The following is a 22,238-nucleotide window of genomic DNA, read 5'->3' as shown; positions in this document are numbered from 1 at the left end:
CGAGTGTATCCGCTCACGAAAGCGCGAACAGATGCACGCGCAAAAGCCCGCCATAACGCAAACGCGCCAATGACATAGAATTGCCGCTTGCCCTTCTTGCGTCCGTCACATGAACTCTGCCTCGGAAGACCGCTGGCGCAACCTGCGCCCGGACCCGGAAAACGACACACCGCTCTACCTGCAGCTCGCCCGCAAACTCGGTCACGCGATCCACGAGAACCGCTGGAACGCCGGCGAAGCGCTGCCCTCCGAACGCGTGCTGTCGGACGCGCTGGGCGTCTCGCGCATCACGGCACGCAAGGCGATCGCGCTGCTGGTCGAACAGGGATTGATCCGGCGCACCCAGGGCGCGGGCAGTTTCATCACACCGCGCTATGAAGATCCGCTGTCGCGTCTGTCGAGCTTCAGCGAAATGCTGCGCCGTCGTGGCTTCACGCCGAGTTCGCAGTGGATCTCGCGCGAGATCCAGCCCGCCAATCGCGACGAGGTGATCCAGTTGGGATTATCGCCGGCGGCGGCCGTGACGCGCCTGCGACGTCTGCGGCTCGCGGACGGCATCGTGATGGCGGTCGAAAATTCGACGTTTCCTTCGTCGGTGATTCCCGATCCGCAGGCGATCGGCGATTCGCTGTATAGCTACCTCGAACAGCGCGGCCTCTCGATCGTGCGCGCGTTGCAGCACTTCCGCGCGGTCAACGCCAGCGAGGAAATCGCGCACCAGATGAGCATCGCGCCGAACGAGGCGCTGCTGTTGATCACACGCGTCGGCTACACCGCCGACCAGCGCGCGATCGAACTCACCGATACCTACTGTCGCAACGATTACTACGACTTCGTCGCCGAGCTTCGCAAGTAGGCGCGTCCAGGTTGCGCGTCATATCCGGCGCGCTTCATCGGTGTCAGCTGGCATGGGCGGGCGCGTTGACCACACGCCCTGCCTGATCGCAAAACGACAAGGCGCCTGCCTGGTTCCGGCCTGCGCCTCCCCACACCGCTTACGACTAACGGCCGACGTTCAGGCCGTGGCGAACCAGCGCGGCATCCAGTCGCGCAGCGAGCGCCCGGACAATCTGGACAGCAGCGATGCGTTCGCCGGGAACATGCGCTCGCGCAGCGTGCAGCCGGCAACCGCCAGCGCGACGCGCGCATTGTCCGGCCCGGCGCTGACCCACGCGCGCGCGCCACGCGGCAGTTCGAAGGTTGCGCCAGGAGCGAGCCAGTAATCTTCCGGATCGCCATCGATCGTGAGCCATACCTGCCCCGCCATCACCTTCAGGATGAGGGGTTCAGTGATGCGCCATGCGGCCGCCGGCTCGTCATGTTCCAGTTCGAAGGTACGGATTTCGCGCATTGCAGTGCTCCTTGAAACGGCTTTGTGGTTGCGTCATTATTGCGACGCGGCGACCGGAACCCCATGCACACTTCCGGACAGTTTCATCGAAACTGTACAGTCGAAAAATCAAACAGTAGCGGTTAACCCGAACCGTACACCGGACCATGAGGTGGTATGAAACTCGAACTCGACCGTGACAACGGCGTGCCGCTCACGGAGCAGATCGTCAATGGCGTGCAGACGTGGATCCGCTCGCGGGTCGCGCATCCGGGCGCGAAACTGCCGTCGATCCGCCAGTTCGCCGCCGATTACCAGATCAGTCGCTTCCCCGTGATCGAGGCGTACGACCGGCTCGTGTCGCTGGGTTTCATCGATTCGCGGCACGGCTCGGGCTTTTACGTCGCCGAACGCTCGCGCGCGATGCTGGCGGGCCAGGGCACGTCCGACCCGCGCCGCGCGGACGAGGAGTCGGATCACATCCTCCAGCAGTTCAACCATCCGGGCGAATCGCTGAAGCTCGGCAGCGGCTTCATTCCCGAAGCGTGGCGCGACATGGAGAGCATCGCGCAGGCGGTCCGTCACGTGTCGCGCGTCGACAGTTCGAGCCTGATCGATTACGCCACGCCGCTTGGCAACGCGACACTGCGCGACCATCTGCAGGGGCGCATCGCGCAGCTCGGCATCCAGGTGGACGCGTCGCAGGTCCTGATCACGAACGGCGCGAGCCAGGCGCTCGACATGCTGATGCGCTACCTGCTGAAAGCCGGCGACACGGTATTCGTCGAGGATCCCGGCTACTACAACCTGAACGGCCTGCTGAAGATGCATGGCGTGCGGCTCGTCGGCATTCCGCGCACGCGCAACGGCCCCGACCTCGACGTGATGCAGGCGATGCTCAAGGAACACCGTCCGCGCCTCTTCTTCGTCAACACGGTGTTCCACAACCCGACCGGCACGACGATCGCGCCGCCCGTCGCGTTCCGTCTGCTGCAACTCGCGCGCGAGCACCAGTTCACGATCATCGAGGACGACATCTACGCGGACTTCCAGCCCGAGCCGACCGACCGCCTCGCCACGCTCGACCAGCTGGAGCACGTGGTGTACGTGGGCGGGTTGTCGAAGACGCTGTCGTCTTCGCTGCGGATCGGCTATCTCGTCGCGAGCCCGACGATCGTCAAGGATCTCGCCGACGTGAAAATGCTGACGAGTATCGGCAGCTCGCGTTTCGCCGAAGCGGTGGCCGTCGCGCTGCTGGAGCGCGGCATGTACCGCAAGTATCTGGAGCGCCTGCGCCGCCGGATGCGCGACGCGCTCGGGCTCACGGTGCAGACGCTCGAAGACAGCGGCTGGGAGCTGTTCGACAAGCCGCTGGGCGGCAAATTCGTGTGGGCGCGCGTGCCGCACGTCGCGGATGCGGCACGGCTCGTCGAGTGCGGCGCGCCGCTTGGCGTGACGGTCGCGCCGGGGACCTACTTCCGCCCGAACGCCGAGCCGAGCCCGTGGATACGCGTGAACGCCGCGTTCACGCACGACCCGCGCGCGCGGGCGTTTTTCGACGCCGCCGCCGCGCTGCCGGGCTGACGCGCGAGCCCTCGCGCAACGGGGCAGCCGGCCCCGCGCGGCCACGTCACGACGTGCCGCGAGCCTGCAGGATCACCCCGGCCTTGCCCGCCGTACTGCGGGCGCCGGCCCGTCTGCCGGTAGAATGGCCGCTCCTCGCCCAGCCTCTTCACGCGTACACGCGCGCCCGCCAGCCCTCATGTCCATTGCCCACACCGCGTCCGCCCCGTCGCCGAAAACCCTCACGATCATGCTGTGGCTGGTCGCCATCGGGTTTTTCATGCAGACGCTCGACGCGACGATCGTCAACACCGCGCTCCCCGCCATGGCGGCGAGCCTTGGCGAACTGCCGCTGCGCATGCAGTCGGTGGTGATCGCGTATTCGCTGACGATGGCGGTCATGATTCCGGTGTCGGGCTGGCTTGCCGACAGGTTCGGCACCCGCCGCGTGTTCATGAGCGCGATCTTCGTGTTCACCGCCGGCTCGCTCCTTTGCGCGAACGCGCACACGCTGAACCAGCTGGTGGTGTTCCGCGTCGTGCAGGGCTTCGGCGGCGCGATGCTGCTGCCCGTCGGGCGGCTCGCCGTGTTGCGCACGTTTCCGGCCGAACGCTATCTGCCGGCGCTTTCTTTCGTCGCGATTCCGGGCTTGATCGGACCGCTGATCGGCCCGACGCTCGGCGGCTGGCTCGTGAAAATCGCATCGTGGCACTGGATCTTTCTGATCAACGTGCCGGTGGGCATTGCAGGCTGCATCGCGACGGCCATCTCCATGCCGGACAGCCGCAACCCGGATACCGCGAAATTCGACCTGAAGGGGTATCTGCTGCTGATCGTTGGCATGGTCGCGATTTCGTTCGCGCTCGACGGGCGCACGGAGTTCGGCATCCAGCACGCCACCGTGCTCGTGCTGCTGATTCTGAGCCTCGCGTGTTTTGTCGCGTACGGGCTGCATGCGGTGCGCGAGCCGCAACCGATCTTCTCGCTCGATCTGTTCAAAATCCACACGTTCAGCGTCGGCCTGCTCGGCAACCTGTTCGCGCGGATCGGCAGCGGCGCGATGCCGTATCTGATTCCGCTGCTGTTGCAGGTGAGCCTTGGCTACAGCGCGTTCGAGGCCGGTCTGATGATGCTGCCGGTCGCGGCGGCGGGCATGTCGTCGAAACGGATCGTGACGTCGATCATCACGAAATACGGCTACCGTCGCGTGCTGGTGACGAACACCGTGCTCGTCGGTCTCGCGATGGCAAGCTTCTCGCTGACGAGCGTCAACCAGCCGCTGTGGTTGCGGCTCGTGCAGCTCGCGCTCTTCGGCGGCGTGAACTCCGTGCAGTTCACCGCGATGAATACGCTGACGCTGAAAGACCTCGGCACGGGCGGCGCGAGCAGCGGCAACAGCCTGTTTTCACTCGTGCAGATGCTGTCGATGAGCCTTGGCGTCACCATCGCCGGTGCGCTGCTCGCGACGTTCACCGGCCTGCTGCCGCGCGTGACGCAAGCCAGCTCGCTGCCGGCGTTTCACGCGACGTTCCTGTGCGTCGGCATTATCACGGCGGGCTCGGCGTGGATCTTCGCGCAACTCGCGCCGGAAATCCGCACGCCGGCGAAGAAAACCGATCCGTCCGAGCGCACCTGACGCCATGGTTTCGCGCCCATGCGCGACGCGGAAAACCGCGCGCTCCGGTCGCGTCGCTTCGCACGACGTTACCCGCCGCGGGGCGCGAGGCGCACCACCGCTGTGCGCGAAGCGGCGCCGAAGTGCGAGCCGCGCCGTCACCTGACGGATAGCGCCGCACGCAGGCAGCGATTTCGCCACGCGCATGCTTCTTGCTGCCCTATCCTGTAAACTTGCATTTTCGGCGGCCTGCGCGCAGCGGCTGATCACCCCACGACCGATATGATGAGCATGATCGACCTCGATCCCCCCGGCTTCCAGCCGCCGCGTCCGACGGCAGGCGACGAAGGCGCGCGTCGAACCGTCCTGTACGGGGCCTATACCGTCTTCAGCGTGTTCCAGCCGGTGTTTTCGGTGTCGCACCGTCGCGCGATCGGTTATCACGCGTCCTTGCGCGCGCGCGACGAAGAGGCGCGCCACGTGCCCTCGCACGAGGTCTTCACGCAGGCGGCGCGGCGCGGCGATCTGCTGGAGCTTGGCCGGCTCGCCGAATCGCTGCATCTCGGCAACTTCAACGCCTTCGACAGCCACGACGAGTGGCTTTTCCTGAGCCTGCATCCCGCGGCGCTGATGGACACGAGCTACGGCGACGCCCTGCTCGCGGGGCTGAAGGCGCTCGGCCTGCCGCCGCAGCGCGTGGTGCTCGAAGTGTCGGAACAGGCTGGCGGCGAGACGACGCGCTTCGCCGAGATCATCGACGCGCTGCGCAAGTCCGGCTTCCTGATCGCGCTGGATGGCTTCGGCGCGAAGCACTCGAACATCGACCGCGTGTGGCACCTGCACCCCGACATCGTCACGCTCGACCGCTGCATTCTTGCGCAGGCGAGCGAGCATTCGCATATCGAACGCGTGTTGCCGGGCCTCGTCTCGATGCTGCACGAGTCCGGACAGCTGGTGCTGATGGGCGGCCTTTCCACTGAACGCGACGCGCTGATCGCGCTCGAGTGCAACGTCGATTTCGTGCAGGGCGCGTATTTCGCGGGCCCGAGCGTCGATCCGGTGAAGCCGCAAGCCACGGCCGGCCTGATGGATGCGCTCTCGGCCGCGTTGCGCGAACGTGTTGCGGCGCGCGAGCATGCGCAGGTTGCGCGCCTCGCGCCGTACGTCAAGGCGCTCGAAGCGGCCAGCGCCCAGCTTTCCGCGGGCGAAACGGTCACCCACGCAACAGCGCCGCTGCTCGCGCTCGGCGAAACCGCACGCTGCTTCCTGCTCGATGCGTCGGGCCGCCAGATCGGCGACAACGTCTTGCCGCCGGGACGCGCCTCGCAGCGCGCGAAGCGCTTCCGTCCGCTGCTGCATTCCGAGGGCGCAAGCTGGGAGCGCCGGCCCTATTTCATCGCGGCGGTCCGCGAACCGGGCCAGGTCCAGCTGACGCCGCCGTATCTGTCGATCAACGAGGCGCACCTGTGCGTCACGGCTTCGATTGCCGCCCAAACGGCGAGCGGGCTGCAGGTGCTGTGCGTCGACATCAACTGGGAAGTCGCCGCGCACCGCAATTAAGCGATGCGGCGCGGCTGCAGCATGCAGCCGCCGCTCGATCAGCACATCACCGGTTCAGCGCGGCCGATGCGCCTCAGAAGACGCATCACCGCGCGCGCGCCCCACGCCGCGTTCACCGCCCGAAGACTCCCCGCCGACGACACGACGCCAAGCCGCACGATGCGTCCGTCGCGTACGCCCACGACGTCCAGCAGCCCGGTGATCTCGCCCTCCGGCGACAGCAGCGCGACGCCTGCCCTGCCGTTGATCGTCACGGCCTCGGCCGTGTGTACGGATGACGACACCTGATCCACCCAGCGCGCCGACGCGATTGCCGCGCCCGCGTCGACCTCTTCCGCGTCGCCCAGCACGACTGCATCTTCCGCGAAGAGGCACAGCAACTGCGCGCGATCCTGTGCCTCGATGGCCGCGCGCAACCGCTCGACCACCCGTGCATGCGCGGACGGATCGACGGTTGGCTCCGGCTTGCCGCCTGCGCGACGTCCGTCGCCTGCGCGCTGCAACCGCGTTTTCGCGCGATGGACGATCTGCCGGCAGTTCGCCACCGACTTGCCGATCGTCTGCGCAATGTCCGCGTAGTCGCAATCGAACGCTTCGTGCAACACGAAGGCCGCGCGCTCGTCGGGCGTGAGCCGCTCCAGCAGCAACAGCAGCCCATACGACATCGCCGACGCGCGCAGCGCCTCCTCTTCCGCCGAAGGCGCGATACCGTCGAGCCACGGCTCCGGCAGCCAGCCCGCCGCCCGCGACTGGCGCTCCATGCGCAGATGCCGCAGGCGATCGATCGCAAGCCGCACGGTGAGGGTGGTGAGCCACGCCGCGGGCGTGAGAACAGTGCTGGCGTCGGCGAGATGCCACTTGAGCCACGCGTCCTGCACGACGTCCTCCGCTTCCGCGCGACTGCCGAGCATCCGGTACGCGAGCGACATCAGTTTTCCACGGGATGCCGCGAACGTCGCGACCTTGTCGATTTCGTCCTGGGTCATGCGTGATGCTCCGTCATCGTGGTGAAAACACTTCGGCGCGTGAAATGCGCGCCCGGTCTTGCTGGACGAACCAGCCGGCGAAAGTGTGACAGCGCCCGGCAAAAATAAATTCTGTCACGCGCCGCGCGGCTCCTGCGTCTTCGAGACAACGTGCGGCGTAGCAGGCCAGCCTGGCGCCGTTTTCGTCCCCCACCGCAAGAGGAACCCATGTCATACCCGCCTCCCCCATCGTTTTCCGGTCTGGGCCTCGTGCCAACCGTCATCGAACAGTCCGGCCGCGGCGAACGCGCGTACGACATCTATTCCCGGCTTCTGCGCGAGAGGATCGTGTTTCTGGTCGGGCCCGTGACCGAACAGTCGGCGAGCCTGATCATCGCGCAGTTGCTGTTTCTCGAATCCGAGAACCCTGACAAGGATATTTCGTTTTACATCAACTCGCCGGGCGGCTCCGTGTACGACGGTCTCGCGGTCTACGACACGATGCAGTTCATCAAGCCCGACGTGTCGACGTTGTGTACCGGCTTCGCGGCCAGCATGGGGACGTTTCTGCTCGCCGCCGGTGCGCGCGGCAAGCGCTACGCGCTGCCGAACGCGCGCATCATGATTCACCAGCCGTCGGGCGGCAGTCAGGGCACCGCCGCTGACGTCGAGATTCAGGCAAGGGAAGTGGTGTATCTGCGCGAGCGTCTTAACGCGATGATGGCGGAGCGCACCGGCCAAAGCGTCGCGCAGATCGAAAAGGACACCGATCGCGACAACTTCATGTCCGCCGAAAGCGCGCAACGCTACGGCCTGATCGACGACGTGCTGACGACGCGCACCGCGCTGTCCGACGAGGCGAAGCGCAACGACATGTGACAGGTGACCGCGAAGCGCGGGTGAAGGTCTGCGCGCCTGGGCTGATGAATACGGAAAGCGACCTTGCGAAGTCGCTGTCTGGTCAGCGCGCGCCGTAAAGCAGCGCGCGAACGAAAAGCCGACGGGCGACACGCAGGTGCCGCCCGCTTTTTTACGCGTGCGGCGAGAGGCCCACACGCGTTATGAAAACACCTTGTCGACGAACGTCAGTACTGCGTCGTTGAAGAGATCCGGCCTTTGCAGCGGCGCGAAATGGCTCACGCCGGGCAGGATCACCCGTTCCGCGCCGGGAATGCTGCGCGCCAGATATTCAGCGTGTTCCGGCTTGATGAACTCATCGTTTTCGCTTTGCACGATCGTGACCGGAACGCGAATTTTCGCGAGATCGTCCGCTGCATAGTTCGGTTGCGTGCGCATCATTTCGCTCACCGCGCCGACAAACGCATCGAACGCATCGGGTGTCGACGAGAGGTGTGCATAGTCCTTGCGATGCCGGCTGAAACATCGGTCGATCACGGGCGTGGGCACGAATTCCTTCGTCCCGCTGGGGTCCATGTTGCAGCCGAAGAAAAACACGCCCGCCACCCGTTCGGGCGCCTGCATGCCGAGAATCAACGCAGTACACGCACCGTCGCTCCATCCCGCCAAGGCGGCTTTTTCGAGCTGCAATGCGTCCATGACGGCGAGCACGTCGGTCGCCATCCGTTCGTACAGGTAGGGCTTCGCATCGCGCGTGCTGCGTCCGTGACCACGGCTGTCGATCACGACGACACGACGGCCGGCGCTCACCAGCGCGGGCACCTGATAGCCCCAGTTGCCGCCATGACCAAGGCCGCCGTGCAGCAGGATCACCGGCGCGCCGGCACCGTATGTTGCGTACCATATGCGGGCGCCGTCGTTGTCCACGGTGCCCTGCTCACCGTTGACAGGTAGCGGCGCCGCGCCGTGGGCTTCGAAGTGCTTGAGGTCGTCGTCGAATTCCATGCGTGTCGAACTCACTCCAGGGTGGACGTTTCAGAAGGATGCCACCGGTCTGGCAAACGTGCTTGCCGCCCGACAACCGCGGGTAGCCTGTCACTCAACGCTCGGTATGCCGCTGGCAGTCGTGACTCAATGAGCGCAGGCCTGCGTCCACAACCACAACTTGTGGGCGCAACATTGACACCATACCCTTCAGCAGCGCGTTATCGATCAACTCAATTGACGGAGATAAAACAATGACAGTTTCGACCACGAGGAAAATCGCGCTTGTCACCGGCGCAGGCAGCGGCATTGGCCGGGCCACCGCGAACGCACTGCTTGCAGACGGGTTTTGCGTCGTACTGGCAGGCCGCCGTATCGAGCCGCTTGCCGCGCTTGTCGAGACAGCAAAAGCAGCGGGCCAGGAAGCGCTGGCCGTCGTGACCGACGTTCGCGATCCGTCGAGCGTCGATGCGCTTTTCGACACGATCGAGCGCACGTACGGCCGACTCGACGTTCTGTTCAACAATGCAGGGGTCAATGCGCCCGCTGTACCGATGGACGAGTTGCCGGTCGAAACCTGGACCAACCTCATCAATACCAACGTGACCGGGGTCTTCCTGTGCGCGCGCGCTGCCTTTGGACTGATGAGACGGCAATCGCCCCAGGGCGGACGGATCATCAACAACGGTTCGATTTCGGCGCATACGCCCCGTCCTTTTACGTCTCCCTATACGGCCAGCAAGCATGCGGTGCTGGGTCTCACGAAAAGTATCGCGCTCGACGGCCGCGCGTTCAACATCGTCTGCAGCCAGATCGACATTGGCAATGCGCTGACCGAACTGTCCGAGCGCATGACGCGTGGCGTACTGCAGGCCAATGGAACGACCGCACCGGAACCGATGGTCGACGTGAAGCATGTCGCCGACGCGGTCCGTTACATCGCGAGCCTGCCCCTGAGCGCCAACGTCCTGAACATGACGGTGATGGCCAGCAACATGCCTTTTGTCGGACGTGGCTAATTCCATTTCCGGTTCAGCAGTGAATCAGTGATCCCGGGCTACGCGCCAGCACGACCAGAAGACAAAAAACCGAAAGCCCTCACGAAGGAGGGCTTTCGGTTTCGATACCATTTCCAGACTTTATTACAGCACTACCGCTACATCGTGTGCTTACGCGAAATTCTTCGCAGCGAATTCCCAGTTCACGATGTTCCAGTACGCTTCGACAAACTTCGGACGCGCATTGCGATAGTCGATGTAGTACGCGTGTTCCCACACGTCGATCGTGAGCAGCGGCTTTGCGTCCGTGGTGAGCGGCGTTGCGGCGTTGCTGGTCGACACCAGGTCGAGTGAGCCGTCGGCTTTCTTCACGAGCCATGCCCAGCCCGAACCGAACGTGCCGACTGCGACCTTCGTGAATTCTTCCTTGAACTTGTCGTAGGAACCCCACTTCGCGTTGATCGCGTCAGCGAGCTTGCCGGTCGGCGCGCCGCCACCTTGCGGCGACAGGCTGTTCCAGAAGAACGTGTGATTCCAGATTTGCGCTGCGTTGTTGAACACGCCACCCGACGACTTCTTGACGATGTCTTCCAGCGACAGGTTCTCGAACTCGGTACCCGGGATCAGCTTGTTCAGGTTGGTCACATAGGTCTGATGATGCTTGCCGTAGTGAAATTCGAGCGTCTCTTCCGACATGTTCGGGGCGAGCGCGTTCTTCGCGAACGGCAGCGGCGGGAGCGTATGTTCCATGATTGCGTTCCTTGTATCGTGTTATGGGGAGTCTGCGGATAACGCTGTAGAGCACTCGATTGTAGGCGACCAGGAATAACCGTGCAAACCGCCGGTCTTTATGGCGAAAATCGCGTGAACACGCAGCAGAGGCAGCGTAAAACATGCTCGTGCAACGCGCGTGACGAGGTCAAAAATACGGAATCAGAAGCCTTCCGTAAGACGCGGCTGCACATCGGAAAGCGCGATGTCCGCGGAACCTTCGGCGAGATGCACGATGAGCCGCCGGCCGGGTTTCAGGGCCGCCGGCGCGCGCAGCGCACGACCGTTCTGCGCATCGAGCAATGCCGCGTAGCCGCGCTCGAGCGTGCGTTGCGGGCTCAGCACCTCGAGCCGCGCGCCGAGCGTCGCGACGCGCGCCGACTGCCGTTCGTGCAGACGCTGCTGCGCGCGTTCGAGCCGTTCAGCGAGCCCGGTCACCTTCGCATGATGTGCGGCGAGATCGGGACGCCAGCGCTGCCAGCGCATCTGCAGGAGCGAGAAGCGCCCGCGTGCGTCACGCACCGGCCGCGCACCCGCGGAGGCCAGCCGCACGGAAAGCTGATGCAGATGCATGCGTTGCCGCGCGAGCCTTTCAGCGGGCGAGACGAGACGGCGCGCGAGCCAGTCGAGTTGCTGCGCGCGGCGCTCCATCATGCGGCCGAAGCCGCGGGCGAGCGTGGCGTGACGGTGATCGAGATCGCGCAGCAGCAACGCACGCTGCGGGCTGACGAGTTCGGCGGCGCCCGTCGGCGTGGGCGCACGCACGTCGGCCGCGAAATCGGCGATCGTGAAGTCGGTTTCGTGACCCACGCCGCTCACCACCGGCACCGCGCTTTCAGCGATCGCGCGCGCGAGCACTTCTTCGTTGAACGCCCACAGGTCTTCGATCGAGCCGCCGCCGCGACACACGATCAGCACGTCGACTTCGCGCCGTGCGTTCGCGGTCTCGACCATCGCCGCGAGTTTCGCGCTGACGCCCGCGCCCTGCACGGGCGCCGGATAGACGATCACCGGAATATGCGGCGCGCGGCGCTGAAGCGTCGTCAGCACGTCGCGCAACGCGGCAGCCTGCAATGACGTGACGATGCCGATCGCGCGCGGATGCGGCGGCAGCGCGCGCTTGCGTTCGGGCGCGAAAAGCCCCTCGGCTTCGAGCTGCGCCTTCAGCTTCAGGAACGCTTCGTACAGACGACCCTGGCCGGTACGCCGCACCGCTTCGACGTTCAGTTGCAGCTCGCCGCGCGGCTCGTACATCGTCACGAGCGCGCGCACTTCGATGCGGTCGCCCTCGCGCGGCGTGAATTCGGCATGCTGCGCGCGGCCGCGGAACATCACGCAGCGCATCTGCGCCTGCGCGTCCTTGATCGAAAAGTACCAGTGACCGCTGGCCGCGCGCGTGAAATTGGACACTTCGCCGGCTACCCAGACGAGCGGAAACGAGCGTTCGAGCATCGTGCCGATCGCACGATTGAGCGCCGATACCGGCACGACGACCTCGCCGCCAGGCTGTGACGACGATGCAAAAGGACTTTCGGGATTCATGCGAGGAATGAGTGTTGACAGGCCGGACAGACGATAGACCGACTGGCCACTCGCGTCCAGCGCACTGTGCAAAATGTGGGAAGTGTCCACATTGGCGCACTATCGTGCGCCCGCGTCTGGCAGACTCCCCGCGAAGGCCGTGAATTCGTGGCATGCGTTTGATTATTATGGGTTTTATATCTCCAAAAGGGTAAGCCATGGTGGCCCGCCGCGAGCCTGGCGGCCCTTCACCGGCGACCACGGGCGGGTTCTCCACAGAGTTATCCACAGGGGCGCCCACACCGTTCTGGCGATTGCCGTGGCACGTTTTGCGCTACCCGACTTGCGGCGTACGCCGCTCGCACGCTAGAGTGCCGGCTTCCCGAAGCACCTTGTTGCCGGCCGGCGTCGAGCGGTTCCCGCTCCTTCTGTTTCATGTCGCCACCCACCGTGCGCGGGTGCCCGGCTCGACCGGCTGGTCGCCATCTTTTCCGTTCACCGCCCGGAGAACCCGCGTTGCTGCCTGCCCTGTCCTTCTCGCGTCCCTCACCCGCCATGCGCTCCGTTGCGGCGGTCCGTTCATGAGCGGACTGAAATCCCGGATCGAAGCGCGTCTCGCGCGGGAATGGCAGCGTCGCGGTCCGCTCGCCTGGGCGCTGACGCCGTTTGCCTGCCTGTTCGGCGCCATAGCCGCGTCGCGTCGTGCCGCGTTTGCGCTCGGCTGGATGAAAAGCGTGCGCATCGGGGTGCCCGTCGTGGTGGTGGGCAACGTGACAGTCGGCGGAACCGGCAAGACGCCGACGGTGATCGCGCTCGTCGATGCGCTGCGTTCCGCGGGCTTTACGCCGGGCATCGTCTCACGCGGCTACGGCGCGAAGATCACGCGCGCCACGCCAGTCACGCCGGCTTCGCCGGCGCAACTGGCGGGCGACGAGCCGCTCCTCATCGCGCGTCGCACGGGCGCGCCCGTCTGGGTCTGTCCCGATCGCGTGGCCGCAGCCGAAGCGTTGTGCGCGGCGCACACCGATGTCGACATCATCGTGAGCGACGACGGCCTGCAGCACTACCGGCTCGCGCGCGACGTCGAGCTCGTCGTGTTCGATCACCGGCTGGGCGGCAACGGCTTCCTGCTGCCGGCGGGGCCGTTGCGCGAGCCGCTGTCGCGTCGGCGGGATGCCACGCTCATCAACAATCCCTATGACCGCACGCTGCCCGCGTGGCCTGACACCTTCGCGCTCGCGCTCACGCCTGGCGACGCATGGCATCTCGAGCGGCCCACGCTGCGCCGCCCGCTTGCGCAGTTCGCCGGCGACCGCGTGCTGGCCGCCGCCGGCATCGGCGCACCGGAGCGCTTTTTCGCGACGCTGCGCGCCGCCGGCCTGTCGCCCGCCACGCGCGCGCTGCCCGACCATTACGCGTACACCACGAATCCTTTCACCGACGTCGACGCCGACGCCATCCTGATCACCGAAAAGGATGCGGTAAAATTGGGGTCCTGGCATGATGCGCGGATCTGGGTTGTCCCGGTCGAAGCCGCGCTGGATCACCGCCTTATCGCTTTAGTCGTGGAGAAAGTCCGTGGACGCTCGCCTGCTTGAAATTCTCGTCTGCCCGATCTGCAAGGGCCCGCTCAGCTACGACCGCGCCGCGCAGGAACTGATCTGCAACGCCGACAAGCTGGCCTATCCGATCCGTGATGGCATTCCCGTGATGCTCGTCGACGAAGCGCGTCAAACCGTCGAAGGCACGCTGGTCGACCCGGCCGGTCCTGGCGGTCCGGCTCCGGACGCATAACGCCTGGACTCACGCCTCGCTGATCGCGGCGCTTCCGGGCGCCTTGCACGCTGTCCCCGCCTCTCTCTCACGCCCGTATCTTCGCGCTTCCGGCTTGCCGCTTCGAGTATCGAACGCCGGGGGCGCAGCGGGCCCTCACGAGCCGTCAAGTCCGTCCCATGACTGAATCTCCCCGTCCCACTGCCCCGCCGTTCATCGCCGTCGTTCCGGCACGGCTCGCGTCCACGCGTCTGCCGAACAAGCCGCTTGCCGACATCGGCGGCAAGCCGATGGTCGTGCGCGTCGCCGAACGCGCGCTCGAGTCGGGCGCGCAGCAGGTACTGATCGCATCGGACGCGCAATCGGTGCTCGACGTCGCCCGCGCGCATGGGATCGAAGCGGTGCTGACGCGCGCCGATCATCCGTCCGGCACGGACCGGCTCGCCGAAGTCGCCGCGCATTTCGGCTGGCGCGACGACACGATCGTCGTCAACGTACAGGGCGACGAGCCGTTGATCGACCCGGCACTCGTGCGCGGCGTGGCGTCGCACCTGGCCGCGAACAGCGGCTGTGCGATCGCCACCGCGGCGCACCCGATCACCGATCCCGCCGAAGTCTTCAATCCGAACGTCGTGAAGGTCGTGCTCGACGCCCAAAGCGTCGCGCTCTACTTCTCGCGCGCGCCGATTCCGTGGGCGCGCGACGCGTATCAGCCGCACTGGCCCGACGTCGCCACGATGCCCGCGCCGCCCGCGCTCGCGCACGTCTACCGGCACATCGGCCTCTATGCGTATCGCGCGAAATTCCTGCGTACGTACCCGACGCTCACGCTCTCGCCGATCGAACAGGCCGAGGCGCTCGAACAGTTGCGCGCGATGTGGCACGGCGAGCGCATTGCGGTGCTCGTCACGCAGGACGCGCCGTTGCCCGGCGTCGATACACCGGCCGATCTCGCTCGCGTACAGGCGTTATTCGGGTCGCGAGCATAAAAACCCATGGCATAATCAAACGGTTGCGCGAGCCGCCCGGAGCCATGCTTCGTCAGGGTTTCCCCCGTTTGTGCCGCTGGCAGCCTTGCAGCGCCGTCGTTCACGACGTGCTGCGCGAGGGCCACTGCCGCACAGGGGTTCTACGGGGTGTCAAAACGGTACTGAGCGAAGTTTCGTCGATATTCCGTCTGCCTCGCGTCACCACAGAATTCACATAGATCTGGAGATATCACAATGCGTTTGATCCTGTTGGGCGCCCCCGGTGCGGGAAAGGGCACCCAGGCAAACTTCATCAAGGAAAAGTTCGGCATCCCGCAGATTTCCACGGGTGACATGCTGCGCGCGGCCGTCAAGGCCGGCACGCCGCTCGGCCTCGAGGCAAAGCGCTTCATGGACGCAGGCGAACTCGTCACCGACGAACTCATCATCAACCTCGTGAAGGAACGTCTGCGCGAGCCGGACTGCGCGAACGGCTATCTGTTCGACGGTTTTCCGCGCACGCTGCCGCAGGCCGAAGCCATGAAGCAGGCCGGTGTCGCGATCGACTACGTGCTGGAAATCGACGTCCCGTTCGACGAGATCATCGTGCGCATGAGCGGTCGTCGCATGCACCCGGCGTCGGGCCGCACGTATCACGTGAAGTTCAATCCGCCGAAAGTCGAGAACACCGATGACGTCACCGGCGAGCCGCTGATCCAGCGCGACGACGACAAGGAAGAAACCGTCAGGAAGCGCCTCGACGTATACGTCGCGCAGACGAAGCCGCTGATCCAGTACTACAACGACTGGGCGAGCCGCGGCGCCGAAAACGGTCTGAAGGCGCCGGCTTACCGTCGCATTTCGGGCCTTGGCGCCGTGGACGAAATCCGCGCGCGCGTGTTCGACGCGCTGAAGTAAGCGCATTCGAACGCCATTGAAGAACCCGCTGCCATGGCGGGTTTTTTATTGCCCGCGTGGCTACATCCCGCCGCGCAGCCACCCCGCCCGGGGTGTTGCGACGGAATTTTCAGCCGTTACAATCGTCGGTCAACCCATCCCCATGCGACCGGCCGACGACCGGAACAACAGGAGCAGTCATGGACATTCGCGACAACGTATTTCTCATCACCGGTGGTGCATCGGGCCTCGGCGCGGCCACGGCGCGTCTCGTCGTTGAAAACGGCGGCAAGGTCGTGCTGGCCGACCTGAACGTGGACGCCGGCAACGCGCTCGCGAAGGAACTGAACGGCGTGTTCGTGAAGTGCGACGTCAGCCGCGAAGACGACGCCACCCAGGCCGTCGCCGCTGCGACGCAGGCCGGCACGCTGCGCGGCCTGATCAACTGCGCGGGCGTCGCGCCGGCCATCAAGACGGTGGGCAAGGACGGCCCGCATCCGCTCGATGCCTTCGTCAAGACCATCTCGATCAACCTGATCGGCACGTTCAACATGATCCGCCTCGCCGCTGCGGCGATGTCGAAGAACGAAACGAACGCGAACGGCGAACGTGGCGTGATCGTCAACACGGCTTCGGTGGCCGCGTTCGACGGGCAGATCGGTCAGGCGGCATACGCGGCTTCGAAGAGCGGCATCGTCGGCATGACGCTGCCGGTCGCGCGCGACCTGTCGCGCAACGCGATCCGCGTGATGACGATCGCCCCAGGCATCTTCGAAACGCCGATGCTGCTCGGCATGCCGCAGGACGTGCAGGACGCGCTCGGCGCGATGGTGCCGTTCCCGCCGCGCCTCGGCAAACCGGCGGAATACGCCATGCTCGTCAAACAGATTCTCGATAATCCGATGCTCAACGGCGAAGTGATCCGGCTGGATGGCGCGATCCGGATGCAGCCGAAGTAACCCTTCTCGCGCGGTGTTTTGTTGTGCGCCGCGATGCCTGCCACAACGAAAAACGCCTGCGATTTTCATCGCAGGCGTTTTTTTGTGCCGTTGCAGAACGCCAGCCGCCGCGCTCAATCCCGGTCGTTGTGCTGCGTGCGCTGACGCAGCTCGTGCAATTGCGACTCGACGACGGTCGCGTCTTCCGCATCCGGACGGTCGCCAAGATAGTGCTCGAGATCTTCCAGCGCCGGGCGCAGGTAATCGAGCCGCGCATACGCGAAGCCGCGATCGCGCACTTCCTCGATGTTTTCCGGCAGCAGGATCACGAGACGCTGCTGCACCGCGAGCAGCCGCTGCCAGCGTTCGGTCTGCAGATAGGTACTCTTCAGGTTGCGCAGCATGCGCGCGATGATCTCGCGCCGCGTGGCCGGTTGCAGCAACATGCGCAACGCACGTCCGACCGATTCCCCGGCCTTCGCGACATACGGTTCCAGCATCTCGACCATCTCCGATTCGGACAGCGAATGCCCGGTTGTCGGATCGAGCATCACGTCGCCGTCGGGCGTCGTCACGCGCAGCAGGAAGTGGCCGGGAAACGATACGCCGCGCACCGGCACGTCGATCTGGCTCGCCATCTCCAGATACAGCACGGCGAGCGAAATCGGAATGCCGCGGCGGCGCCGCAGCACCATGTTCAGATAACTGTTGTCGGGATCGTAATAGTCGTTGAGATTGCTGGCAAAACCCAGCTCGCGGAAGAAAAACCGGTTCAGAACGCCGACTTTCTGCCTGAGATCGGCATCTTCCGGCATGCGGCGCCGCAGGCGCAGCACCAGCTCGTCGATCTCGGCGAGGATGCCGGTCAGGTCGAGATCAGGGTACACATCCTGCGCGAGCGACAGGGCCGCCTCGGTGAGCGGCAGGCTGTCGTCTTCGGCAACGAGCGTGCTGAAATAGTCGAGAACCCGCGTCGTCGTGATCACTTCACCCGCCTTCTGAAATACGCGTACTTGAAGCCCATCAACCAGAGCATACCGAAATATAGCGCGGCGAACAGCACGAGGCACGCACCCAGCAACGCGATGCGGTGCACCGGTTCCGCGTGCATGCCGATCCAGTCGAAACTGATCGCGAACCAGTGCATGACGCCGCCCATCACGAGACACGCGCCAAGCAGTTGCACGAAGAAGCGCATCCAGCCGCTCGACGGCATGTAGATGCCGCGGCGGCGCAGCATCACGAACAGCGCCGCCGCGTTCACGCACGAGCCGAGGCCGATGCTGAGCGTGAGCCCCGCGTGCGCGAAAATCGGCACGAACACATAGTTGCAAAGCTGCGTGACGATCAGCACACCCACCGCGATTTTCACCGGCGTCTTGATGTCCTGCTTCGCGTAGAAACCGGGCGCGAGGATCTTGATGAGAATCAGGCCGATCAGGCCCACGCCGTACGCCGACAGCGCGCGACCGACCATCACGACCGAATTGCCGTCGAACTTGCCGTAGTGAAAGAGCGTGGCCGTCAGGGGCTCGGCGAAGAAGAAAAGCGCGATGGCGCTTGGCGCGGCAAGCAGGAACGTGACGCGCAAACCCCAGTCGAGCAGCGACGAATATTCGTGCGGATCCGCGTCGACGTGCGCCCTCGAAAGACTCGGCAGCAGGATCGTGCCGAGCGCGACGCCGAGCAGCGCGGTCGGAAACTCCATCAGCCGGTCGGCGTAGTTGATCCACGAGACGGCGCCCGGCCCGATATGCGACGCGATGTTCGTATTGATGATGAGACTGATCTGCGACGCCGACACCGCGAACATCGCCGGGACCATCTTCGCGAGCACGCGCTTCACGCCGCGATGCGCGAGCGCGCGCACCGGGTTCAGCCCGATGCGCGGCACCATGTCGATCTTTTTCAGGCCGGGCAGCTGCACGAGAAACTGCAGCACGCCGCCCGCGATCACGGCCCACGCGAGCGCGTACACCGGCGTCTTCATGTGCGGCGCGAAGAACACCGCCGCGACGATGAACGCCACGTTCAGCAGCACCGGCGCGAACGCGGGCAGCGAGAAGTTCTTGTACGTGTTGAGCACCGCCGACGCCAGCGACGTCAACGAAATGAAGATGATGTACGGGAACATGATCCGCGTCATCGCGACGGCGAGCGGATACGCCTGCCCGTCGGCCCGGAGGCCCGACGCGACGACGTACACGACAAACGACGCGCCCGCGATCCCCAGCGCCGACAGCACGACCAGCGCCCACGCGAGCACGGTCGACGTCGCGTCGACGAGCGCCTTGGTGGCGTCGTGGCCCTGCTGGTTCTTGAATTCGGCAAGGATCGGCACGAATGCCTGCGAAAACGCGCCTTCGGCGGAAATGCGGCGCAGCAGGTTCGGGATGCGGAAGGCGACGTAGAACGCGTCGGTGTACTGGCTGGCGCCGAACGCTCGGGCGATCAGCGTCTCGCGGGCCAGGCCGGTCACGCGCGACAGCAGCGTGAATCCGCTGACCGTCAGCAGGGCTCGGAATAGATTCATGGGGCGCTTATTATACGGGTGCCGCTCACATCAGCGGACGACGGGACGAGCCGGAACGCGAGTCGGACCGTTTCCGGCCAGGGACGTTCGCGAAATAATCATCTGGTGCGCGGTTTGTCCGGGGTTTGTCCACGGTTGATGCGCAGTTTGCCCGGCATTCCGGAGCACAGCGGGGCGAAGACTCCGCCCGCGGGCGTCCGTCCAGCAACCGCAGGCGCGGTGCCGCCGGCAAGCCAGCGCGGACGCGGCACAAGAGACGGCGGCCTATTTCCGTTGCCACGTGCCTGATTTTGTTGCTATAATCGCCGGTTTCGAGGCTCGCTCGGCCGTCGGATCACGTCTTTGCATGCATGGGCCTCGCTGCCCGGCACGATGTAACAGGCGTGAAGCGAACGGGGCGCGAACCGAAACAGGTGCGCTTTGTGTCGCTTTCGCGTATCTGCCGGTCTTGAGTTTCGTTCTCGAAGTCAGACCGGATCGGACCCAAACGAACTCTTTTGCGCCTCTGGGCAATCGCTTCCAGAGGTTCGGATCAAAGCAGCGCCAACCCACTTGAAGGCTGGCACTGGAAACAGGAACAGGATAAGGAACCGTCATGGCAAATACCGCACAAGCACGCAAGCGCGCCCGCCAGGCCGCCAAGGCCAACTCGCACAACTCGGCGCTGCGCTCGAAGTTCCGCACCGCGATCAAGGCAGTCCGCAAGGCGATCGACGCCGGCGACCAGGCCAAGGCCGCTGAACTCTTCAAGGCATCGTCGAAGACCATCGACATCATCGCCGACAAGAAAATCGTTCACAAGAACAAGGCCGCTCGCCATAAGAGCCGCCTCGCTGCAGCCATCAAGGGTCTGCAAGCGCCCGCAGCGCAGTAAATCCGGTCAGCTCGCTTCGGCGGGCTACCTCCTGTTTCCGCTGCGTCATGAAAGCCCGCCCTGGCGGGCTTTTTTGTATTCGCGCACGAATAATGCCCGCCGCGCGACGATGTTCGGGCTCCGGCGCGCCCTCGATTCAGCGCGCGACGGACGTAAAAAAACCCGCTTCGGCGGGTTTTTGTTCGCTCGGGCCGTAGCCCTTCTGCTTTGGGCCTTGCGCCCTGCCTGCTATCGCGCTTCGTCGCGCCAGCGAGGCCTTGTGTCCTGTTCCTGTGCCCTGTACTACGCCTGTTCCGCGATCTTCTGCTGCGTACCGTGATGCGCTGGCAGTTCGCACGCCTCGGTCACGACCAGGTCATTGTCTTTTGCAAAATTCATGACGAAATCGAAAGCCATCGGCTCGATGTCACGCAGACGCGAATCGAGAATGACGACCTTGAGATCGCCAAGCAAGGTCGGACGGACGTAGAGCGAGTACTGAAGACGGGCGTTCGGTCCTTTCGCGCCGGGACCGAAACACGACATGACACCGGCAAGCCGTTCCGACCAGTCGCTCGGACGAAACTTCTTTCCTTTCGACGTGATGCCCTGAATGAAATACTCGGTTGGAGGTGCTTCGGCCATGTAGGGATTCCTGTATGACTGCCCTGGGAAGTGCGTGCCCGTGGACCCTTGAGGCTGCCTGAAGATCCGGAACGACGTGTGCAAACCGCGCCGTGACGCCCTGAAACACGCCGCCAGGCGGAAAGCGTATCGCACGAAAGGGATTGCGTGACCCCACGCGCGCGAGCCGTGCCCCGAAAGCTCGGCGCCTGCCTGCCGGGCTTGGGAAAACCCTGAGATTATAGCTCAGCGGGTGTTGTTCCGCACTGCACACAAGCCCCCTGACACAGGGCACAAGGAATGGCGCGCACGCCCCCGCGGACGCTCACATGGCCATCCGGCTGACTCGTCAAACCAGGCAAAATCCTTTATGCTCCATTGAGTTACCACAAACGACGGCGGCGCCGTCCGGCAATTCTGCCGGGTGAGACCGCCGTATTTGTTTCATGACCGCCAAGAAAATTCGTCACTATCTGCAGTTCAAGGATTTCTCGCTGGAAGACTACGAGTACGTGCTTGAGCGCGCCCGCATTCTGAAGCGCAAGTTCAAGAACTACGAGACTTACCATCCGCTGCACGACCGCACGCTCGCGATGATCTTCGAGAAAAACTCGACGCGCACGCGCCTGTCGTTCGAAGCCGGCATCTTCCAGCTCGGCGGCCACGCCGTGTTCATGAGCACGCGCGACACGCAACTCGGCCGCGGCGAACCGATCGAAGACGCCGCGCAGGTCATCTCGCGCATGGTCGACATCATCATGATCCGTACGTTCGGCCAGGACATCATCCAGCGCTTTGCCGACAACTCGCGCGTGCCGGTCATCAACGGCCTCACGAACGAGTTTCACCCGTGCCAGGTGCTGGCGGACATCTTCACGTACTTCGAGCATCGCGGTCCGATTCGCGGCAAGACCGTCGCGTGGGTCGGCGACGCGAACAACATGCTCTACACGTGGATCGAAGCCGCGCACATTCTCGGGTTCAAGCTGCGTATCTCCACGCCGCCGGGTTACAAGCTCGATCGCGCGCTCGTCGCCGCGGAGAGCGCGCCGAGCTGGCAGGCGTTCGACGATCCGAACGAAGCGTGCGCGGGCGCCGATCTCGTCACCACCGATGTCTGGACCAGCATGGGTTTCGAAGCTGAAAACGAAGCCCGCAAGCAGGCGTTCGCCGACTGGTGCGTCGACGCCGACATGATGGCGCGCGCGAATGCCGATGCGCTGTTCATGCACTGCCTGCCGGCGCATCGCGGCGAGGAAGTGAGCGCCGACGTGATCGACGGGCCGCAGAGCGTCGTGTGGGACGAAGCGGAAAACCGTCTGCATGTGCAAAAGGCGCTGATGGAATTCCTGCTGCTCGGCAAGCTCAACCACTGAGCGCGCCACCCCAAAACCGCGGGTACGCCCGCGGTTTAGTGTCAAAATAGCGTTTTTACGTGCCCGGATCAGCCGGCGCGCACCGTTTTCCCGCATTTTTCCAGCTACGAG

General features: G+C 64.8%; 21 protein-coding genes. 13 read left to right on the top strand and 8 right to left on the bottom strand.

What is annotated here, in order from left to right:
• The first annotated feature begins 109 nt into the window (after positions 1–109).
• The gene (locus BLV45_RS02265; protein ID WP_090528364.1) at positions 110–856 is read left to right on the top strand and encodes a GntR family transcriptional regulator; all 747 of its coding nucleotides are present in this window, start codon (positions 110–112) and stop codon (positions 854–856) included.
• A 159-nt stretch (positions 857–1,015) separates the two neighbouring features.
• Here the strand turns inward: BLV45_RS02265 and BLV45_RS02260 are convergent, their stop codons facing one another.
• Positions 1,016–1,351 carry a DUF2917 domain-containing protein gene (locus BLV45_RS02260; RefSeq protein WP_090528361.1) on the bottom strand — a complete coding sequence of 112 codons (336 nt, stop codon included), beginning with the start codon at positions 1,349–1,351 and terminating at the stop codon, positions 1,016–1,018.
• A gap of 156 nt (positions 1,352–1,507) precedes the next feature.
• Here BLV45_RS02260 and BLV45_RS02255 point away from each other — a divergent pair, with 156 nt between their 5' ends.
• The 3 genes from BLV45_RS02255 (at position 1,508) to BLV45_RS02245 (ending at position 6,068) form a co-directional block, all read left to right on the top strand.
• Positions 1,508–2,914 carry an aminotransferase-like domain-containing protein gene (locus BLV45_RS02255; protein ID WP_090528358.1) on the top strand — a complete coding sequence of 469 codons (1,407 nt, stop codon included), beginning with the start codon at positions 1,508–1,510 and terminating at the stop codon, positions 2,912–2,914.
• Positions 2,915–3,092: 178 nt separating this feature from the next.
• Positions 3,093–4,529, top strand: a complete 1,437-nt coding sequence (mdtD, locus tag BLV45_RS02250) for a multidrug transporter subunit MdtD (RefSeq protein ID WP_090528355.1) — start codon at positions 3,093–3,095, stop codon at positions 4,527–4,529.
• Between the two features lie 264 nt (positions 4,530–4,793).
• The gene (locus tag BLV45_RS02245; protein ID WP_090528352.1) at positions 4,794–6,068 is read left to right on the top strand and encodes an EAL domain-containing protein; all 1,275 of its coding nucleotides are present in this window, start codon (positions 4,794–4,796) and stop codon (positions 6,066–6,068) included.
• 38 nt (positions 6,069–6,106) lie between these two features.
• On the opposite strand, the gene BLV45_RS02240 is transcribed toward BLV45_RS02245, so the two are convergent.
• On the bottom strand, positions 6,107–7,054 hold the full coding sequence (locus BLV45_RS02240) for a sigma-70 family RNA polymerase sigma factor (RefSeq protein ID WP_090528349.1): 948 nt from the start codon (positions 7,052–7,054) through the stop codon (positions 6,107–6,109).
• Between the two features lie 207 nt (positions 7,055–7,261).
• On the opposite strand from BLV45_RS02240, the gene clpP reads away from it, so the two are divergent.
• Positions 7,262–7,912: an ATP-dependent Clp endopeptidase proteolytic subunit ClpP gene (clpP, locus tag BLV45_RS02235; protein WP_090528345.1), complete on the top strand. Its 651-nt coding sequence runs from the start codon at positions 7,262–7,264 to the stop codon at positions 7,910–7,912.
• Positions 7,913–8,092: 180 nt separating this feature from the next.
• Here clpP and BLV45_RS02230 read toward each other — a convergent pair whose 3' ends face one another.
• On the bottom strand, positions 8,093–8,896 hold the full coding sequence (locus BLV45_RS02230; RefSeq protein ID WP_090528342.1) for an alpha/beta fold hydrolase: 804 nt from the start codon (positions 8,894–8,896) through the stop codon (positions 8,093–8,095).
• Positions 8,897–9,129: 233 nt separating this feature from the next.
• On the opposite strand from BLV45_RS02230, the gene BLV45_RS02225 reads away from it, so the two are divergent.
• Positions 9,130–9,894 carry an SDR family oxidoreductase gene (locus BLV45_RS02225; protein ID WP_090528338.1) on the top strand — a complete coding sequence of 255 codons (765 nt, stop codon included), beginning with the start codon at positions 9,130–9,132 and terminating at the stop codon, positions 9,892–9,894.
• Positions 9,895–10,044: 150 nt separating this feature from the next.
• Here BLV45_RS02225 and sodB read toward each other — a convergent pair whose 3' ends face one another.
• A complete protein-coding gene (gene sodB / locus BLV45_RS02220) occupies positions 10,045–10,623 on the bottom strand; it encodes a superoxide dismutase [Fe] (RefSeq protein WP_090528335.1) in 579 nt (192 codons plus the stop codon).
• 183 nt (positions 10,624–10,806) lie between these two features.
• Positions 10,807–12,186 (bottom strand): exodeoxyribonuclease VII large subunit, encoded by a 1,380-nt coding sequence (xseA, locus tag BLV45_RS02215; protein ID WP_090530972.1) that lies wholly within the window; start codon positions 12,184–12,186, stop codon positions 10,807–10,809.
• Between the two features lie 560 nt (positions 12,187–12,746).
• On the opposite strand from xseA, the gene lpxK reads away from it, so the two are divergent.
• The 5 genes from lpxK to BLV45_RS02190 all read left to right on the top strand — a co-directional run bounded on the left by lpxK (position 12,747) and on the right by BLV45_RS02190 (position 16,762).
• A complete protein-coding gene (gene lpxK / locus BLV45_RS02210) occupies positions 12,747–13,763 on the top strand; it encodes a tetraacyldisaccharide 4'-kinase (protein WP_090528332.1) in 1,017 nt (338 codons plus the stop codon).
• Positions 13,744–13,959, top strand: a complete 216-nt coding sequence (locus tag BLV45_RS02205; protein WP_090528329.1) for a Trm112 family protein — start codon at positions 13,744–13,746, stop codon at positions 13,957–13,959. Before lpxK ends, BLV45_RS02205 begins: the two co-directional genes overlap by 20 nt.
• A 158-nt stretch (positions 13,960–14,117) precedes the next feature.
• The gene (kdsB, locus tag BLV45_RS02200; protein WP_090528326.1) at positions 14,118–14,927 is read left to right on the top strand and encodes a 3-deoxy-manno-octulosonate cytidylyltransferase; all 810 of its coding nucleotides are present in this window, start codon (positions 14,118–14,120) and stop codon (positions 14,925–14,927) included.
• A gap of 234 nt (positions 14,928–15,161) precedes the next feature.
• Complete coding sequence (gene adk / locus BLV45_RS02195; protein WP_090528325.1) at positions 15,162–15,824, top strand: adenylate kinase; 663 nt, start codon at positions 15,162–15,164, stop codon at positions 15,822–15,824.
• A gap of 179 nt (positions 15,825–16,003) precedes the next feature.
• Entirely contained in the window at positions 16,004–16,762 is a 759-nt protein-coding gene (locus tag BLV45_RS02190) for a 3-hydroxyacyl-CoA dehydrogenase (protein ID WP_090528322.1), read from the top strand.
• Positions 16,763–16,875: 113 nt separating this feature from the next.
• Here the strand turns inward: BLV45_RS02190 and BLV45_RS02185 are convergent, their stop codons facing one another.
• On the bottom strand, positions 16,876–17,727 hold the full coding sequence (locus tag BLV45_RS02185) for a SirB1 family protein (protein WP_090528320.1): 852 nt from the start codon (positions 17,725–17,727) through the stop codon (positions 16,876–16,878).
• Positions 17,724–19,274 (bottom strand): murein biosynthesis integral membrane protein MurJ, encoded by a 1,551-nt coding sequence (murJ, locus tag BLV45_RS02180; RefSeq protein ID WP_090528315.1) that lies wholly within the window; start codon positions 19,272–19,274, stop codon positions 17,724–17,726. Before murJ ends, BLV45_RS02185 begins: the two co-directional genes overlap by 4 nt.
• A gap of 595 nt (positions 19,275–19,869) precedes the next feature.
• Between murJ and rpsT the strand changes: the two genes are divergently transcribed.
• Entirely contained in the window at positions 19,870–20,148 is a 279-nt protein-coding gene (gene rpsT / locus BLV45_RS02175) for a 30S ribosomal protein S20 (RefSeq protein WP_090528310.1), read from the top strand.
• A gap of 282 nt (positions 20,149–20,430) precedes the next feature.
• On the opposite strand, the gene BLV45_RS02170 is transcribed toward rpsT, so the two are convergent.
• On the bottom strand, positions 20,431–20,772 hold the full coding sequence (locus BLV45_RS02170) for a DUF3579 domain-containing protein (RefSeq protein WP_090528306.1): 342 nt from the start codon (positions 20,770–20,772) through the stop codon (positions 20,431–20,433).
• Positions 20,773–21,197: 425 nt separating this feature from the next.
• Here BLV45_RS02170 and argF point away from each other — a divergent pair, with 425 nt between their 5' ends.
• Positions 21,198–22,127, top strand: a complete 930-nt coding sequence (gene argF / locus BLV45_RS02165; RefSeq protein ID WP_090528302.1) for an ornithine carbamoyltransferase — start codon at positions 21,198–21,200, stop codon at positions 22,125–22,127.
• Positions 22,128–22,238 lie beyond the last annotated feature (111 nt).

Origin of the sequence: Paraburkholderia sartisoli (assembly GCF_900107685.1) — a bacterium.
GTDB classification, from domain to species: domain Bacteria; phylum Pseudomonadota; class Gammaproteobacteria; order Burkholderiales; family Burkholderiaceae; genus Paraburkholderia; species Paraburkholderia sartisoli.
This window is presented reverse-complemented; position numbering and strand designations above follow the sequence as displayed.

Bases quoted from the DNA above. Each gene is read 5' to 3' on its own strand.
- BLV45_RS02265 (WP_090528364.1), top strand. From the start codon at position 110: ATGAACTCTGCCTCGGAAGACCGCTGGCGCAACCTGCGCCCGGACCCG.
- BLV45_RS02260 (WP_090528361.1), bottom strand. From the start codon at position 1,351: ATGCGCGAAATCCGTACCTTCGAACTGGAACATGACGAGCCGGCGGCC.
- BLV45_RS02255 (WP_090528358.1), top strand. From the start codon at position 1,508: ATGAAACTCGAACTCGACCGTGACAACGGCGTGCCGCTCACGGAGCAG.
- mdtD (WP_090528355.1), top strand. From the start codon at position 3,093: ATGTCCATTGCCCACACCGCGTCCGCCCCGTCGCCGAAAACCCTCACG.
- BLV45_RS02245 (WP_090528352.1), top strand. From the start codon at position 4,794: ATGAGCATGATCGACCTCGATCCCCCCGGCTTCCAGCCGCCGCGTCCG.
- BLV45_RS02240 (WP_090528349.1), bottom strand. From the start codon at position 7,054: ATGACCCAGGACGAAATCGACAAGGTCGCGACGTTCGCGGCATCCCGT.
- clpP (WP_090528345.1), top strand. From the start codon at position 7,262: ATGTCATACCCGCCTCCCCCATCGTTTTCCGGTCTGGGCCTCGTGCCA.
- BLV45_RS02230 (WP_090528342.1), bottom strand. From the start codon at position 8,896: ATGGAATTCGACGACGACCTCAAGCACTTCGAAGCCCACGGCGCGGCG.
- BLV45_RS02225 (WP_090528338.1), top strand. From the start codon at position 9,130: ATGACAGTTTCGACCACGAGGAAAATCGCGCTTGTCACCGGCGCAGGC.
- sodB (WP_090528335.1), bottom strand. From the start codon at position 10,623: ATGGAACATACGCTCCCGCCGCTGCCGTTCGCGAAGAACGCGCTCGCC.
- xseA (WP_090530972.1), bottom strand. From the start codon at position 12,186: ATGAATCCCGAAAGTCCTTTTGCATCGTCGTCACAGCCTGGCGGCGAG.
- lpxK (WP_090528332.1), top strand. From the start codon at position 12,747: ATGAGCGGACTGAAATCCCGGATCGAAGCGCGTCTCGCGCGGGAATGG.
- kdsB (WP_090528326.1), top strand. From the start codon at position 14,118: ATGACTGAATCTCCCCGTCCCACTGCCCCGCCGTTCATCGCCGTCGTT.
- adk (WP_090528325.1), top strand. From the start codon at position 15,162: ATGCGTTTGATCCTGTTGGGCGCCCCCGGTGCGGGAAAGGGCACCCAG.
- BLV45_RS02190 (WP_090528322.1), top strand. From the start codon at position 16,004: ATGGACATTCGCGACAACGTATTTCTCATCACCGGTGGTGCATCGGGC.
- murJ (WP_090528315.1), bottom strand. From the start codon at position 19,274: ATGAATCTATTCCGAGCCCTGCTGACGGTCAGCGGATTCACGCTGCTG.
- rpsT (WP_090528310.1), top strand. From the start codon at position 19,870: ATGGCAAATACCGCACAAGCACGCAAGCGCGCCCGCCAGGCCGCCAAG.
- BLV45_RS02170 (WP_090528306.1), bottom strand. From the start codon at position 20,772: ATGGCCGAAGCACCTCCAACCGAGTATTTCATTCAGGGCATCACGTCG.
- argF (WP_090528302.1), top strand. From the start codon at position 21,198: ATGACCGCCAAGAAAATTCGTCACTATCTGCAGTTCAAGGATTTCTCG.